The sequence below is a fragment of the Bradyrhizobium jicamae genome (assembly GCF_018130215.1).
GTDB lineage: Bacteria > Pseudomonadota > Alphaproteobacteria > Rhizobiales > Xanthobacteraceae > Bradyrhizobium > Bradyrhizobium jicamae_A.
This window is the reverse complement of record NZ_JAFCKQ010000001.1, coordinates 450,255-466,326: the sequence shown is the minus strand read 5'-3', so window position 1 is coordinate 466,326 and position 16,072 is coordinate 450,255. Positions and strand designations below refer to the sequence as shown.

General features: G+C 64.3%; 13 protein-coding genes. 7 read left to right on the top strand and 6 right to left on the bottom strand.

Going from position 1 to position 16,072, the window contains the following annotated elements:
* Positions 1 to 216: 216 nt before the first annotated feature.
* On the top strand, positions 217 to 858 hold the full coding sequence (locus JQ586_RS02130) for a carboxymuconolactone decarboxylase family protein (RefSeq protein ID WP_212392821.1): 642 nt from the start codon (positions 217 to 219) through the stop codon (positions 856 to 858).
* A gap of 52 nt (positions 859 to 910) precedes the next feature.
* Here the strand turns inward: JQ586_RS02130 and JQ586_RS02125 are convergent, their stop codons facing one another.
* On the bottom strand, positions 911 to 2,644 hold the full coding sequence (locus JQ586_RS02125) for a bifunctional diguanylate cyclase/phosphodiesterase (RefSeq protein WP_249147195.1): 1,734 nt from the start codon (positions 2,642 to 2,644) through the stop codon (positions 911 to 913).
* A gap of 240 nt (positions 2,645 to 2,884) precedes the next feature.
* Positions 2,885 to 3,847 carry a sensor histidine kinase gene (locus JQ586_RS02120; RefSeq protein WP_212392819.1) on the bottom strand — a complete coding sequence of 321 codons (963 nt, stop codon included), beginning with the start codon at positions 3,845 to 3,847 and terminating at the stop codon, positions 2,885 to 2,887.
* 291 nt (positions 3,848 to 4,138) lie between these two features.
* Between JQ586_RS02120 and JQ586_RS02115 the strand changes: the two genes are divergently transcribed.
* On the top strand, positions 4,139 to 5,200 hold the full coding sequence (locus JQ586_RS02115) for an adenylate/guanylate cyclase domain-containing protein (RefSeq protein ID WP_249147194.1): 1,062 nt from the start codon (positions 4,139 to 4,141) through the stop codon (positions 5,198 to 5,200).
* Between the two features lie 97 nt (positions 5,201 to 5,297).
* Here the strand turns inward: JQ586_RS02115 and JQ586_RS02110 are convergent, their stop codons facing one another.
* Positions 5,298 to 6,539 (bottom strand): LLM class flavin-dependent oxidoreductase, encoded by a 1,242-nt coding sequence (locus tag JQ586_RS02110; protein ID WP_212392818.1) that lies wholly within the window; start codon positions 6,537 to 6,539, stop codon positions 5,298 to 5,300.
* A 301-nt stretch (positions 6,540 to 6,840) separates the two neighbouring features.
* On the opposite strand from JQ586_RS02110, the gene JQ586_RS02105 reads away from it, so the two are divergent.
* Both JQ586_RS02105 and JQ586_RS02100 read left to right on the top strand, forming a co-directional pair.
* Positions 6,841 to 8,247 carry an MFS transporter gene (locus JQ586_RS02105; RefSeq protein WP_212392817.1) on the top strand — a complete coding sequence of 469 codons (1,407 nt, stop codon included), beginning with the start codon at positions 6,841 to 6,843 and terminating at the stop codon, positions 8,245 to 8,247.
* 176 nt (positions 8,248 to 8,423) lie between these two features.
* Positions 8,424 to 9,620 (top strand): PHB depolymerase family esterase, encoded by a 1,197-nt coding sequence (locus JQ586_RS02100; protein WP_212392816.1) that lies wholly within the window; start codon positions 8,424 to 8,426, stop codon positions 9,618 to 9,620.
* A gap of 125 nt (positions 9,621 to 9,745) precedes the next feature.
* Here the strand turns inward: JQ586_RS02100 and JQ586_RS02095 are convergent, their stop codons facing one another.
* Entirely contained in the window at positions 9,746 to 10,414 is a 669-nt protein-coding gene (locus JQ586_RS02095; RefSeq protein WP_212392815.1) for an MBL fold metallo-hydrolase, read from the bottom strand.
* Positions 10,415 to 10,543: 129 nt separating this feature from the next.
* Between JQ586_RS02095 and JQ586_RS02090 the strand changes: the two genes are divergently transcribed.
* Both JQ586_RS02090 and JQ586_RS02085 read left to right on the top strand, forming a co-directional pair.
* Entirely contained in the window at positions 10,544 to 11,356 is an 813-nt protein-coding gene (locus JQ586_RS02090) for an RMD1 family protein (RefSeq protein ID WP_212392814.1), read from the top strand.
* A gap of 132 nt (positions 11,357 to 11,488) precedes the next feature.
* The gene (locus JQ586_RS02085; protein ID WP_212392813.1) at positions 11,489 to 13,096 is read left to right on the top strand and encodes an alpha-amylase family glycosyl hydrolase; all 1,608 of its coding nucleotides are present in this window, start codon (positions 11,489 to 11,491) and stop codon (positions 13,094 to 13,096) included.
* Here the strand turns inward: JQ586_RS02085 and JQ586_RS02080 are convergent.
* Positions 13,084 to 14,784 (bottom strand): alpha-amylase family protein, encoded by a 1,701-nt coding sequence (locus tag JQ586_RS02080; RefSeq protein ID WP_212392812.1) that lies wholly within the window; start codon positions 14,782 to 14,784, stop codon positions 13,084 to 13,086. The genes JQ586_RS02085 and JQ586_RS02080 overlap by 13 nt on opposite strands.
* Before the next feature lie 144 nt (positions 14,785 to 14,928).
* On the opposite strand from JQ586_RS02080, the gene JQ586_RS02075 reads away from it, so the two are divergent.
* Positions 14,929 to 15,411, top strand: a complete 483-nt coding sequence (locus tag JQ586_RS02075; protein ID WP_212392811.1) for an MmcB family DNA repair protein — start codon at positions 14,929 to 14,931, stop codon at positions 15,409 to 15,411.
* Between the two features lie 91 nt (positions 15,412 to 15,502).
* Here JQ586_RS02075 and JQ586_RS02070 read toward each other — a convergent pair whose 3' ends face one another.
* A complete protein-coding gene (locus JQ586_RS02070; RefSeq protein WP_212392810.1) occupies positions 15,503 to 16,057 on the bottom strand; it encodes an ActR/PrrA/RegA family redox response regulator transcription factor in 555 nt (184 codons plus the stop codon).
* Positions 16,058 to 16,072 lie beyond the last annotated feature (15 nt).

Sequence of the window (16,072 nt, the reverse complement as noted above, 5' to 3'; positions counted from 1 at the left end):
GCCTTTCCCCCGCTGGAATGATTACGCTGCAGAGTTCGCACAACGCGTTAGCAAAACCGGTTACTCAACGCTTAATCGGTCCGTTCCGGCTCTGGAGGTGCCGGTCGCGGACGGCAGGATCGCCGTTGGCGGCATCCCGTTGCATCGCCGGCGACCGGCATTAAGCTTGACTGCAGCAAGGCGGCGCAACGACCGCATCAAAAGGGGAGATCGACAATGCGGCAATGGCTCGGAGCAGGCATTCTGGCGGCGGTCCTGGCGCTCACTCCGCGGCCCGGCGCCAGCGAGGAGATCACCCGCTTCACGCCGCTCAGGGCGGAGGACCTGTCGCCGGCGCAAAGGGCTTGGGCCGACCTGATCGCGGTGCCGCCGCGCAACGCCAAATTCACCGCGCCGCCCTACCGCGCCTATATCCGCAATCCCGATCTGGCGCCAAGGCTGTCCAACCTGTCGGACTATCTGCGCTGGAACACGTCGCTGCCGCCACGGCTCAGCGAAATGGCGATCCTGATCACCGCACGGCACTGGACCGCTCAATATGAATGGTCGGCACATTATCCGCTGGCGCTGAAAGGCGGTCTCGATGCAAAGATCGCGGATGCGATCGCGGACGGCAGACGCCCCGACACCATGAAGGACGACGAGGCCGCGCTCTATGATCTCGGCATGGCGCTCTACCACGACAGGAAGGTCAGCGACGAGGTCTACAAGGCGGCGCTGGCGAAGTTCGGTGAGCGCGGCATCATGGATATCATCGGCATCATGGGCTACTACGACCTGGTCTCGATGACGCTGATCACGATGCAGGCCGGTGCGCAGAACGACAGCGTGAGGCCGCTTCCGGCGCTGGAGAAGTGACGCTCTCACTCCCTCTCCCCGTTCTTGCGAGGAGAGCATCGGGGAGAAGGTGTCAGCGCCGATAGCCGTCGCCGCGGGAATACGCCGTGCGCGATTCCAGCGCCGGGCGGGCCGCGATGCTGGCGCGCGCTTCGCTGGCGAGCGGGATTGCGGGCCTCAGGTCCTCGAGGAAGATCGGCTTGGCGAAATAAAAGCCCTGCGCATAGCGGATCTTGGTCGCTGCCTGCAAATAGGCAAGCTCCTCAAACGACTCGATTCCCTCGGCGATAACGGTCATGCCGAGCGCCTCGCTCAGGGATTCGATCGCGCGCAGGATGCCCTGGCTGCGTGGCCTTTTATGGATGTCGGTGATGAAGGAGCGGTCGATCTTGATCTCGTCGGCGGTGATGTCGGCGAGCGCCGACAGCGACGAATAGCCGATGCCGAAATCGTCGATCGAGATGCCGACGCCTATCTTGCGCAGGATCGGCAGGATCTCGTCCTGGAACTGCGATTTTGTGATGAAGGCGTCTTCGGTCACCTCGATCATGAAGCGCTTCGGAAAGCCGGTGTCCTCCAGCGCGCGCGCGAACGGGCGCATGAACTCCGGATTGGCGGCCTGCTTGGCGGCGACGTTGATGCTGATCGTCGCGTCCGCTCCGAACGTGTCGTTGATCAGGTCGATCGACTTGACGATCTCCGTCAGCACCAGGCGCGTCAGTTCGTCGATCAGCCCGAGCTCGACGGCGAGGTTGATGAAGGTGCCCGGCGCCTGGATCACGCCCTCGTCGTCGCGCAGCCGCACGAGGGCCTCGATGCCCTTGACCTCCTGGGTGCGGATGTCGACCTTGGCCTGGAACGCGCAGCAGAACCGCTTCTCCAGGATTGCCAGCCGCAGCGACTGCTCGATCTTCATCCGTGCCAGCGCCTCGCGCTCCATGCTGGCGTCGAAGAACGCGGTCGAGCCCTTGCCGTTGTTCTTGACGCGGTACATCGCGATGTCGGCATTCTGCCGCAGCGCCTCGTAGCTGCGGCCGTGCTGCGGATACAGGCTGACGCCGATCGAGGTCGAGGCGAAGATCTCGGACTGCTCGATGAAGAACGGCGCCTTCAGCCGCTCCTGCATCACGTGGATGAACTCGGCGACCTCATGGTCGCCGCTGATCGGATTGAGCAGCAGCAGGAATTCGTCGCCGGAGATGCGCGACAGGATGTCGGTCTCGCGCAACGCGAGACCGAGCCGCTTGGACAGCTCGACCAGCAGTGCATCGCCGATCGCATGCCCGTAATAGTCGTTGATGTGCTTGAAGTTGTCGACGTCGAGGAAGGCGAGGGCGAAATGTCGCTCCGGCCCGTCGCGGCCGATCAGGCTGTTGACGCGATGCTCGATCACCCGGCGCGTCGGCAGGCCGGTCAGCTCGTCGTAGTAGGCGGAGCGGAACAACTGGTCTTCGAACGCCTTCTGCTCGGTGATGTCGGCGGACGAGGAGATCAGGAGGCTGCGCCCGGCGATCTGTACCGGCCGGTGCGAGGTCAGGAACACTCGCTTGGCCGGGCCATAGGTCAAGGCTTCCTCGAGCACCACCTCGCGGCCGCTTCGCAGCAATTCAAGGCAGGTTTCGTGGCGGTCATCGACTTGCGTCGGCTGGGTCGCATTGGCGGCAAGCCGTAGTTGGACTGCCGCAGCGTCGTTCACGAAGATGAACTCGCCGTGCTCGTCCTGGACGGTCAACCCCGAGGGCAGCAGGCGGAGAAGGTCGCGCAAAATAAGCAATTCATTGCTGGAATTGCTTTCATTTCCAGGCATTGGCGCTCCGGACTGAAAATCGTGTTTGGTGAAACCATGCATGCGCGGAGCTTGGCAAACTCCGTTGTAGGTTTGGTTAAGCGGAACCGCGAAAAGCGGCGACAGAGTGAACCAATGGCAGGCTTCGCAAGCCATCGGCACATCGTCATTAACAGAGTGTCAATGCGCCGGTGTCGCGCCTTGCGAAAGCACTTGCGGCTCGCGCGGTTGCCAGATGCTGCGTCGTTTCGGGAGTGACTGTCAGCCCGGCGGAACCTGGCACTGCATGGTGCAGTGGATGCCGGTCTTCAGGTAGCTGATCTCGGTCTTGCCGTCGAACGGCCGCAGCGCCGACTTCAGCAGCTTGGTACCGAATCCGGCTTCGCCGATCGCCTCGATCGCCGGCACCTCGGTTTCGTCCCAGGTCACGTTGAGGCGACCGTCATCGACGGTCCACGACACCTGGAGGAACCCGCGCGGCGAGGAGAAGGCGCCGTACTTGCCGGCGTTGGTGGCGAGTTCGTGGAAGATCAGCGCCAGCGAAACCGCGAGCTTGGCAGGCAGAAACAACTGCTCGCCATTGAGGTTGAACCGCACATGGCCGTAGGGCCCGAGCTCAGAGCGCAGCATGTCCCTGATATCGCAACCATAGCCGTCGACCCGCGCGATCAGATCATCGGTCGCCGACAGCGCGCGGATGCGGTGGTCGATGCGGTCCCACACTTCGGGCCGGTCCTGCAGCGCCTGGTGGAGCACGGCATGAATGGTCGAGGACTTGTTCTTCAGCCGGTGCTGCAACTCGTCGACCACCAGCCTGCGGTATTGCTCCTCCTCGATCAGCCGCTTGGAGACCTCGCGCTGCTGCGCGACCAGCGCGCGGTAGTGCGCGACGCCCCAGATCACGATGCCGCAGACCGTCCAGAAGATCATCAGCAAGGCGAAACGGGCAGGATCGACCTCTGCGCCGCTGAAATTGACGAGGACGCCGAGCGCCCCGCTCGCGATCGCTGTGGCGATCCCGGTCCGGAAGCCGCCAAAGGCGGTGGCGAAGAACACGGCCGGAAAGTACGGCGTGAAGAACACATCCGGCCTGATCTGGGCAAGCCCGAAGCGCGTGGCCGTGGCCAAAACGAGACAGAACAGCGCGAAACCGGTCGCAAACAGCGTCGAGGGCTGCGAAACCCCCTGCCAACCCTGCTTGAACTCCTCGAACAGCTTCGTCATCGATCGTTACTTCACGTGATCAGCCGAACCAAAATAAGGCCGCTGCGACTGAAAACCCGCAGTTGTGTCCTTCCAGCCACAGCCGGACCCGCGGATGCCGAAGGCCGTCAACGCCTGCGCTTGCGTTGTCCGGGACGGGTGGGGATTATCGGCGACAGCGAGCGCTCGATCGGGGGATAGGTCGAAGCACCGTCATCATGGCGCAGCGACACGATTCAGGCGCGGCAACGAGGGGACCGGATTGCTTCGTCGCTTGCGCGGCTCGCGATGGGGCGGAAGGAGAACGCGGCCATGTCCGCAACGACCAGATCGATGGACGATTTGTCACGACCTCCGCCGCGCATGAACCCCCGGGTCGCACGAAAGCTGCGATATCTCACGGCGGTCATCGTCGTCGGGATCCTGTCCGGAATCGTGGTCGGTTTCGGCCGGAGCGGTAGCGGGCCGTCGCTGGTCGCCGGCGCAACCTACGGCTTCCTGCTCGCCGGCATCATCGGTGCGGTCGAACTGTTCATGCTCGAGGATTGGGACTGGCTCAATCGCCTGTCCTTTGTCGTCAATCTGGCGGTGCGCAGCGCCATCTATGCCGCCATCATCATCGTCATCCAGCTGCTTCAACCGGGCGAGCGTGTCATCGGGTTGCCGCTGAAGGGGGCGTACGAGGATTTCTGGTCGAGCTTCGCCTATTCGGCTGGCGTTTCGATGCTGGTGAATCTGGGCTTCAGCATCGCCAATCTGATCGGTCCGCGCGCCTTCATGAACTTTGTCACCGGGCGTTATCACCAACCGGTCGAGGAAAACCGCTTCGTGCTGTTCGTCGACATCGCCGGATCGACCGGGCTTGCCGAACGGCTCGGCGGTATCGGCATTCATCGCTTCCTCGACCGCACCTTCCGCCTGCTGACGCAGTCCGTGGTCGACTATCGCGGCGAGGTGCTCAACTATGTCGGCGACGAGATCATCGTGACCTGGCCGGAGGGGCACGGCGCGATCGACTGCCGGCCGCTGCGATGTTTCGCGGCGATGCGCCGGGCACTGCAGAAGGCCGCGTCGCAATTCGAACGCGAGTTCGGCGTGGTGCCGCAAATTCGCGGCAGCCTGCATTTCGGACCGGTCATCGTCGGAGAGATCGGTGACGTCAAGCGTGCGATCGTGTTCAACGGTGACGTCATGAACACCGCAGCGCGGCTCGAAGAATTGAGCCGCAAGGTCCACGGCGGCTTCCTCGCCTCGCGGGCGTCGACGGCGCGCTTTGCCGCGCCGCCGCCGTTTCCCTTGGAGGATCTAGGAACGTTGCCGATACGCGGTCGCGTCGACGGCATCGAGGTGGTGGGAATCGGGGCGGCGGCGTGACCGGCGCTACGCCGGTTCCGCCATCACCCCGAGCCCGTCGCGCGGCTTCGGGATCGGCCACATCAGCCGGTCCGGCTTGCGGCCCTGCGGCAACGCCTCACGCCTTCTGCTTCGCGGCCGCCTTCTGCAAGTCCGGCGCATTCACGGCGGGAATCGCGACGCGGCCGGGTCCGGTCTGCTGAAGGGCGGCGGCGGCCTTGTCGTTTTCCATGATCTTGGCCATCACGGCCTGGCCGGCTCGCTCGAACACGGCGCGGTTGTCGATCACGAACTGGCGTGACTTGCGCAGGCCGTCGATATAGCCGTTGATCTCCGGGATCACGTAGCGCGCGACCATGTCCCAGCTGCGGCGGGTGTTTTCCGGATTGGCCCAGTCGTGCGCGAAGCCGACGATAGTGCCGACGCCGCCGGATACCTGCACCAGGTTCTTGATCATCTTCACGAGGTCATCAGGTGTGCCGATCGTGGAGGCCGCGCCCTCGACGAAAGCGGTCTTGTCGACGGCCTCGTCCGGCGATCCGAACGCGGTCAGGCCCGGCCGCATCAGCGTGCCGACATTATATTCGTTGTGCCAGCGCATCAGGCCGGCGCCGGCCTCGCGCCGTGCCTGCTCGCGGGTCTCGGCGATGTGCCAGGACAGCAGCACGCGCCAGTTGGAGCGGCTCACCGTGGTGCCGGCCTTGCTGGCGGCGTCCTCGGCGAATTGCCATTGCTGCGGCAGCGCCATCAGGCCCTGGGTCGACATCGAGCCGAGCGAGATGATGCCGATGCCGTATTTGCCGGCGAGCGTCATGCCTGACGGCGAGATCTGCGAGGCCACCACGAAGGGCATCTCCTCCTGCAGCGGCAGGATCTGCAGCGCGGCGTCATGCATCTCGAACCAGCCGGTCTTGGCCGTGACGCGCTCGCCATTGAACAGGCGGCGGATTACCGCGATCGCCTCGTCCTGGCGGTCGCGCTGGGTCATCGGGTCGATGCCGAGCGTGTGGGCATCGGAGGCGAGCGCGCCGGGGCCGGAGCCGAAGATCGCGCGGCCGCCTGTCATGTGGTCGAGTTGCACCATGCGCTGGGCGACGTTGAAGGGGTGGTGATAGGGCAGCGAGATCACGCCGGTGCCGAGCTTGATCCGCTTGGTGCGCTCGCCGGCGGCAGCCAGGAACATTTCCGGTGAGGCGATGGTCTCCCAGCCCGAGGAATGGTGCTCACCGCACCAGAATTCATCATAGCCGAGCGCATCGAGCTGCTCGACGAAATCGAGGTCGCGGCGGAATTGCAGCATCGGATGCTCGCCGATCGGGTGATGCGGGGCGAGGAAGGCTCCGAACTTGAGGCGCGCCATGTGTCGTTCTCTCCGGCTTTTTGTTATTGGGGGGCTTGTTGCAAACCTACGGGGTGGGCCGAGGCAAGGCAATGCTCCGGGGCTGCAGCGCTCGCATGGTTGTTGCGCAAATCGACGCCACTTGCCGCTGCCCGGAATGTTTTCCAGCGCGTCAACGCAAGTTGCAGCCGACCCGGGCGATGCGCTCACGAGCGCCGGGCTGACAGACCCGTGATCAATCGCTTACGTCGGAGGTAATCGAGGGGATGACCGGAATCTGCTGATGTCGGCTGCAACGTGAATTCGGGCAGGACTGCAGCCGATGCATCAGATCGTCTCTAACCCGGTGGATTCATCCCGCCGTTGGTGGGTGCTTGCGACCGTCGTCGCCGCGCAGTTCATGTTCGGCGTCGATGCCTTCATCGTCAATGTCGCAATCCCGACGATCGCAACCGAACTGCACGCCACGTCGGCACAGATCGACGCGGTGATCGCGATCTATTTGATCGCCTATGCCACGCTGGTGGTCACCGGCGGTCGGCTCGGTGACATCTACGGCACCAGGAACGTATTCATTGCCGGCGTTGCAGGCTTCTCGGTGACCTCGCTGTGGTGCGGCCTGGCGCAATCCGGCCCGGAGCTGATCACAGCAAGGCTGGCACAGGGCGCGACTGCGGCGCTGATGGTGCCGCAGGTGCTGGCGACGCTGCATCTGTTGTTCGCCGACGGTGCGCGGACGCGGGCATTCGGGATCTACGGCATCGTGCTGGGGCTTGCGGGGGCAGCGGGCTTCATGCTCGGCGGCGTGCTGGTGACGCTCGATCTCGCCGGCCTCGGCTGGCGCGCCGTGTTCTTCGTCAACGTGCCCTGCGGCGCCATCATCGTCATTGCCGCGTTGAAGATCATGCCGACGGTGCCACGCCGCGTCGGCACGCGGCTCGACATATCGGGCGCGGCGGTGCTGTTCGCCGGTCTGTTGTGCCTGATCGGGCCGCTGCTGTTCGGCCATGATCTCGACTGGACGCCGTGGGTCTGGCTGGTGATGGCGGCGGGCGCCGCGATCATCGCCGCCTTCGTGCGGCTGGAGCGCTCGGTGGCGCGCCGCGGCGGCATGCCGCTGATCGATCTCTCGCTGCTGTCGGATCAGGCCTTCATGCGCGGGCTGGTCGCCGTGTTCTTCTTCTTCTTCGCCAACCTGTCCTTCTATCTCGTCATGACCATGTTCATGCAGAAAGGCTTGCAAATCCCGCCGCTCGAGGCGGGGCTTGTCTTCGTGCCGCTGGCGCTGACCTTCGTCGTGGCTTCGCGCCACAGCGGCATCAGGGCGAAGCATCGCGGCACGCTGGTGCTGATCGAGGGCTGCGGCCTGCAGATCGTCGCGCTCGCGGCGCTGGTCATAACGGTCGAAGCCGTCGCGGCGCCGTCAGTGCCGACGCTGGCGCTGCTGCTGATGATCTTCGGCTACGGCCAGGGGCTGGTGATGGCGCCATTGTCGAGCGCGGTGCTGTCGACCGTGAAACCTGCGAGTGCCGGTGCAGGCTCCGGCATGTACGGCACGACGACGCAGATCGGTAACGCGGCGGGCGTCGCCGCGGTTGGTGCGGTCTTCTTCGCCGTTGAGACCATGATGTCGGCACGCGTGGCGCTGTTTGCGTCATGCGCATTGTTTGTGCTGTCGATCTCGATTTCAGCCGTATTTCTGTCATGGATGCGCCGGGCCGGCGCGTAATCTGAAAGGATGTGCAGCGGTTTTCCGCAGCGAACATGCTCAAACAGCGAACGGATCACGCATTAACGCCGATTCTCACATTTCCGGTGGACTGACCGCGCACGGTCTTTTTATTTTGCAGTGCAGCAACTATCTGGTGTCGTAAACATCAGAGCAAATCACTCCAGGAGTTGCTGTTGTCACTCGTCAACAACGTCGAATTTCTGCGTCATCTGCCGAAGATGAACGCGTTCAGCGGCCTCGGCGCACTTGCGTCCGCCGTGCCGACGCCGCTCGTCGAGACGACGGAGTTCGGCACCAATCCCGGCGCACTGAGGATGTTCTCGTTCGTGCCTGCGCAACTGGCGCGGTCGCCTGCGCTGGTCGTCGTGCTGCACGGATGCGGCCAGACCGCCGCCTCCTACGATCTCGGAGCCGGATGGTCGACGCTGGCGAAGCACTATGGATTCGCGCTCCTGATGCCAGAGCAGCAACCCATCAACAACGGCAACACCTGCTTCAACTGGTTCAATCCGGAAGACATCGCGCGCGGCCATGGCGAAGCCCAGTCGATCAGGCAGATGGTCGGACACATCGCCGGCGCGCACAAGATCGATCCGCGCCGGGTCTTTGTGACGGGGCTGTCTGCCGGTGGCGCGATGGCGACCGTCATGCTTGCGACCTATCCGGATGTGTTTGCGGCCGGCGCCGTGATCGCTGGCCTGCCGTTTGGCGTCGCCGGCAACGTGCGCGAGGCGCTGCATGTCATGATGCACGGCAGCGCGTTGTCGGCGCCGGAGCTCGGCAACCTCGTGCGCAAGGCGTCGAAACACGAGCACGATTGGCCGAAGATCTCGGTGTGGCACGGCAGCGCCGACCGCACCGTGCATCCGGGCAATGGCGATGCGATCGTCAAGCAGTGGCTCGACCTTCACGGCCTGCCGCTGACGGCAATGTCGAAGGCCGATGTCGATGGCCATCCGCGCGAGGTGTGGTGGAACGCCGACGGCGAGACGCTGGTCGAATCCTACTCGATCACCGACATGGCGCACGGCACGCCGCTCGGACTTGCCGGCAATGACGAGCGTTACGGCGTCGAGGGCGCGTTCCTGATCGAGGCCGGAATCTCGTCGTCCTACCACATCGCTGAATTCTTCGGCCTGACAGATCAGGTTCGCCAGCCGCGGATCGCGCCGACGGGGGTGCCCCGCGAGAATGCCGACACGGTTTCCATGACGATTCCGGTGCCGCCACCGGAGTCGGTGCCCGTAGCCGTGTCCGGCCGCCGCACCACCCGAGTGCGCAAGTCGCGGAGCAACGGCGTCAATGTCGGCCGCGTCATCGCCCGTGCGCTGACCGCCGCAGGCTTGATGAAGGAGCAGCCGAAGCCCTAGAGGGCATGATCCGGAAATGCGCGCAGCGGTTTTCCGGCAAACGCGAAGCGTTGCGCGGAGATCATGCTCAAACGAAGGGTTAATGCGCGATGACGAGACCGGATCACATCGCGCTTTAGGCGCGCCTAGATCTCGCCGGTCAGGAACGGATTCGTCATCCGCTCCTGTCCGATGCTCGATCCGGCGCCATGGCCGCAGATGAAGCCGACATCGTCGCCGAGCGGCAGCAGCTTCTCCTTGATCGACTGGATCAACGTCGGATGGCTGCCGCCGGGCAGGTCGGTCCGCCCGACCGAGCCGGCGAACAACACATCGCCGACATGGGCGAAGCGCAGCTCCTTGTTGAAGAACACCACGCTGCCTGGCGAGTGGCCGGGGCAATGCAGGATGTCGAAGGTGAGGTCGCCGATCGAGACCTGATCGCCCTCGTCGAGCCAACGGTCGGGACCGAAGTTGCGCACGCCGGTCATGCCGAAGCGCTCGCCGCTCGAGACCACATTGTCGAGCAGGTATTTGTCGGCGATATGCGGGCCCTCGATCTTGACCTGCAGCGCGTCGCGCAGCTCGGCGGCGCCGCCGACATGGTCGATATGACCATGCGTCAACCAGATCTTCTCGACCGTCACGCCGGTCTGCTTGATCGCGGCCTGGATCTTCGGGACGTCCCCGCCGGGGTCGATCACCACGGCCTTCTTGGTCGGCTCGTGCCAGATGATGGTGCAGTTCTGCTCGAACAGCGTGACCGGCACGATAATCGCGCCAGCCTTCGGTTTGGTCTCGGTCTTGTCATCCATGGCGTCACCATAGGCTTCCAGGATTGGCCGTCAACACGGACAAACCTGCAGTTCCCGGCGTGTGATCCCAAAACAGACCGTGATAAGCTCGTGATGCCAGAACCTATTGGTCCTTCAGCTCGGAATTCCATGACCCAGGCTTCCAAATCGCCGCTCGGCGGGGCTCGTACCACGGCCCGCGCGTTCTTCGTCGCGGACCGCATCACCACGTCCGGCCTGGAGCGTGGCGATGTGCTGGCGACCACGCCGCTGGCGTTCCGTGTCAATGACAATGGCGTGGCGATCCTGTTCCGTTACGGTGTCGTGGTCCTGATCGGGCTGAATGCACTGGAGGAGGATGAATTCCTGCGCAGCCTGCAGTCGCGCATGACCGGGCCGTTCACACGGCGGGAGGAGGAGATCGCGATCATCGAGCTCGCGTCGGAGAAGGACGACCAGATACCGCCGGGCGGTCCGATCTATCTGCAAAGCCTGTCGCCGGAACGGTTGATCCTGGTCGGCGAGGCGCTCGCCAAGAGCGTGGTGCTGGCGCGGCACGAGCGCGAGGTCGCCGCGGTGTTCGACACCACCGAACCGTTCGCGCGTGGGCTCGCCAAGAACGGGCAGATCGGCGGCGGCCGCATCGCCATCCTCAAGCACATCGGCAACGCGCTCTCGCTGCGGCACCGCGTCGCCGGTCCGGTGGAGATCGCCGAGAAGCCCGACATCCTCTGGGACAAGCCGCAGCTCGAGCGGCTCTATTCCCGGCTCGAGGATGAGTACGAGCTGAAGGAGCGGGCAGAATCCTTGAACCGCAAGCTCGCAGTGATCGCCGAGAGCGCCCAGGTCCTGACCGACATCATCGACACCAGCCGCTCGATGCGGCTGGAGCTGATCATCATCTTCCTGATCCTGTTCGAGGTCCTGATCTCGATCTATCAGATCGCGATGGGCCGGCACTGAAGCTGCTTCGGGCTACATGCGCCTCGCGAAGCCAAGGCGCGGCCATTTTCCGTCCCGAATTGTGCGTCATCCCTGAACCAACCGACGGGGGTTTTACCTCGCGCGGGCCGGATTACGACATCGGGGTGCGGGATGGATCAGGGTGACAGGGACTGGTGGCGACACGGGATTTTCTATCAGGTCTATCCGCGCTCGTTTCAGGACACGAATGGCGACGGCGTCGGCGACATCAGGGGAATCATCGAGCGCCTGCCCTATCTGACCCGGCTAGGTGTCGATGCGGTCTGGCTGTCGCCGATCTTCCCGTCGCCGATGGCCGATTTCGGCTACGACATCTCCGACTATACGGGCATCGATCCGCTGTTCGGCACGATGGAGGATTTCGACGAACTGGTGGCCGCTGCGCATGAGGCGGGCCTCAGGCTGATCCTCGATCTGGTGCCGAACCACACCTCGGACCAGCATCCCTGGTTCATCGAAGCGAAGAGCTCGCGCGATAATCCGAGGCGCAATTGGTACATCTGGCGCGACCCCGCGGCGGACGGCGGTCCGCCCAACAACTGGCGGTCGGAGTTCGGCGGCAGTGCGTGGACCTTTGATGAGGCGTCGGGCCAATACTATTATCACGCCTTCCTCGCACAGCAGCCTGATCTCAACTGGCGCAATCGCGAGGTGAGGGAAGCGATCTACGATGTCATGCGGTTCTGGCTCGGCAAGGGCGTCGACGGTTTCCGCGTCGACGTGATCTGGCACCTGATCAAGGACGCCGAATTCCGCGACAACCCGCCGAACCCGCATTATCGCGAGGGCCGCCCGCCGCACGAGACAATCCTGACGCAATATTCGACGGATCAGCCCGAGGTGCATGCCGTCATCAGCGAAATGCGCCGCGTCACCGAGGAGTTCGACAATCGCGTCCTGATCGGCGAGATCTATCTGCCGCTGAACCGCCTCGTCGCCTACTACGGCAACGATCTGCGCGGCGCGCAGATGCCGTTCAACTTCGCGCTGCTCTCGACGCTGTGGAGCGCGCACTCGGTCGAAGCCATTATCGCCGATTACGAAAGGGCGCTGCCACCAGGCGCGTGGCCGAACTGGGTGCTCGGCAATCACGACCGGCCGCGGGTCGCGAGCCGGGTCGGGCCGGCGCAGGCGGGCGTCGCGGCGATGCTGCTGCTGACCCTGCGCGGCACGCCGACGCTCTATTACGGCGACGAGATCGGCCTCCGCCAGCTCACCATTGCGCCGGACCAGGTGCGCGATCCCTTCGAGAAGAATGTGCCCGATATCGGCGTCGGCCGCGACGGCTGCCGCACACCGATGCAGTGGAGCGCCGATCGCAATGCCGGCTTCTCGACCGCGACGCCGTGGCTGCCGCTGGCGCATGATTTCATCAGCGAGAATGTCGCGAGCCTTGAGGCAGACCAGGCATCGATCCTCAATTTCTACAAGGCGATGATCGCCCTGCGGCGCAAGCTGCCGCAGCTCGTCAGCGGCAGCTACGAGCCGGTGGCGGCGCAAGGCGACATCCTGCTCTACCGGCGCCGCGGCACCGACGGCCTCGTTGTGATCGCACTGAATTTCGGCGCTGAGCCCGCCGCGACGACTTCGAGCGCGATCGGCTTCAACTGCGAGATCCTGCTCTCGACATTCATGGACCGCCAGGGCGAGAAGCTCGAAGGCATGCTCGAGCTGCGCTCCAACGAGGGCGTGATCCTGGGGCCGTATCAGGATGTCTGACGCGACGTCCGCGATATCTTGCTGTCGATATCGCTGCGCTTGAGCAGGTAATCGAGGCCGCCGACCCGGTACCAGCGGTAGCCGTAACCTTCGATCAGCAGCGTGTGACGGCCCCGGTCACCGGCACGGCTGTGATCCTCGGTCAAAAGGTTGACCAATAGCCTGCCGGCATCATCAGGGAGTTCGACGGCGAACGAGACCTCGCGCGGCTGCTCCGCGAGATTGTGCATGAACAGCACCGAGTTGTTCCGCCAGTCATAGCGGATGATCAACACGGCGGGATCGCGTGTCGCGATCACCTTGAAATCGCCCCAACCGACCTCGGGCACCTCCTTGCGCATGCGGATGATGCGCTCGGTCCAGTTCAGCAGCGAATTCGGGTCGCGACGCTGGCTCGCAGCATTGATGTGCTCGTAGCCATACGGCCCCTTGTCGATCGGCGGCATGCAGGGCCGGTCACTCTCGGTAAAGCCGGCGTTCGGTTCGGTCGACCATTGCATCGGCGTGCGCGTGCAATTGCGCTCGGGCAGGTCGAGATTGTCGCCCATGCCGAGTTCATCGCCGTACCGGATCACGGGGGTGCCGGGAAGCGTGCACATTAGACTGTATGCGAGCTCGAGGCGCCGTCGGTCGCCGCCCAGCATCGGGGCCAGGCGCCGCCGGATGCCGCGGTCGTAGAGTTGCATGGTCTTGTCCGGACCGAATGCCTTGAACACTGTCTCGCGCTGCGCCTTGGAGAGGCGGCCGAGGTCGAGTTCGTCATGGTTGCGCAGGAACAGGCCCCATTGCGCCGTCGCGGGCCGTGGCCTGGTCGCCGCGAGCGCCTTTGCCAGCGGCCGCGAGTCGGCGGCTGCCATCGCGTAGAACAGGTGCTGGTTGACATGGAAGTTGAACATCATCTGCATCCGGTCGCCGTCGCGTCCGAAATACTCCATGTCCGTTTCGGGGATCACGTTCGCTTCGGCGAGGATGATCGCGTTGCCCTGCCGCCATTGCAGGAATTCGCGGAACATCCGCAGCATGTCGTATTGCTCGACCGGCTTGCGCACCTTGGCGCCCTTGGTCGCGATCACGAACGGCACCGCGTCCATGCGGAAGCCGGAGACGCCGAGCTGGATCCAGAACCCCATGATCTTGAGGATCTCGGCCTGCACAAGCGGGTTCGACGTGTTGAGGTCGGGCTGGAAGTCGTAGAAGCGATGGAAGTACCAGGCGCCGGCCTGCTTATCGCGGGTCCAGGTCGATTTCTGCACGCCGGGAAACACCATGCCGGTGTTGGCATTGGCCGGCCGCTTGTCCGCCCAGACATACCAGTCGCGATGAGGCGAATCCTTCGAACGGCGCGCGGATTGAAACCAGGCGTGCTGGTCGGAGGTGTGGTTGACGACGAGATCGATGATCACGCGGATGCCGCGCTGCTGGCAGCCATGGGTGAACTCGACGAAGTCGCCCAGCGTCCCGTAGCGCGGATCGACGCCGTAATAGTCCGATATGTCGTAGCCGTCGTCCTTGCCGGGCGAAGGTTGAAACGGCATCAGCCAGATCGTGGTGATGCCCAGGCCGTGCAGATAGTCCAGGCGCCGCAACAGGCCCCTGAAGTCGCCGACACCGTCACCATTGGCGTCCATGTAGGTGCCAACCGAGAGGCAGTAAATTACCCCGTTCTTGTACCAGAGGTCGTCGATCACGAGGCAGCTCTCATCAGTCCGTCCATGGCCGCAGACGTGAGATAAGCGGTAACGGCGCCGCGGGTTCCGGCTGTCGCCCGTGCGGCCGATTCAGGCGCTATCGGCCGTTGGGCGCGCGCCGCGGAATCGGCTAGTCTCGCCTGGATGGAATCGCCCGCCCGCCAGATCGCGCTTGTCCCCGCGCCCGACCGACGCCAGTCCGAGACTGCGCTTGCGGTCGCGCGCGGCACCGCGAGGCTTCTGAGATCGCTGGGGTTTTCCTGCATCAGCGAATTGCCGCTGCCGTCCGGCCGCAGAGCCGACCTGGTGGCGCTGAACGAGCGCGGCGAGATTTGGATCGTCGAGATCAAATCGTCAGTGGAGGATTTGCGCGCCGACCAGAAATGGCAGGACTACCGCCTGCATTGCGACCGGTTGTTCTTTGCCTTCACGCAGGATCTGCCCTGCGAGATCTTCCCTGCCGACACCGGGTTGATCATCGCGGACGCCTATGGCGCGCATCTGCATTGCGAGGCCCCGGAGCACCGCCTGCCGGCGGCAACGCGCAAGGCTATGACAGTGCGCTTTGCGATGGCTGCCGCGCAGCGGATCAACCGGCTGGCCGATCCGCAGGGGCACGAGTTCTAGAGATCGGCAGGTGCGTTGGGGGTACTGGACTCCCAACACGCAAATGACCGGGACGATGCCCGGCCATGACGAAGAGAAACCAAAGCGCCGCTTACCGCGGCGCGCGCTTTGCCAAGATGCGCTGCAGCGTGCGGCGGTGCATGTTGAGCCGGCGTGCAGTCTCCGAGACGTTGCGGTTGCACATCTCGTAGATGCGCTGGATGTGCTCCCAGCGCACGCGGTCGGCCGACATCGGGTTGGTCGGCAGTTCGGACTTCTCGGTGCCGGTCGCGAGCAGCGCCGCGACGACGTCATCGGCGTCGGCTGGCTTCGAGAGATAGTCGACGGCGCCCATCTTCACCGCGGTCACGGCGGTGGCGATGTTGCCATAGCCGGTGAGGACGATCGCGCGCGCGTCGGGACGCTTCTGCTTCAGCGCCGAAACGACGTCGAGGCCATTGCCGTCGCCAAGCCGGAGGTCGACGACTGCGAAGGCCGGCGCGGCGCGGCCGATCTCGGCAAGACCATCGGATACGGTATCGCATGACTTCACCGAGAACCCGCGCGTCTCCATGGCGCGCGAGAGGCGCTCCAGGAACGGCTTGTCGTCCTCGACGATGAGGAGCGATCGGTCGGTGTGATCATTCAGTTCGGCGATGGCGGTCACTGTTCATATTCCCTG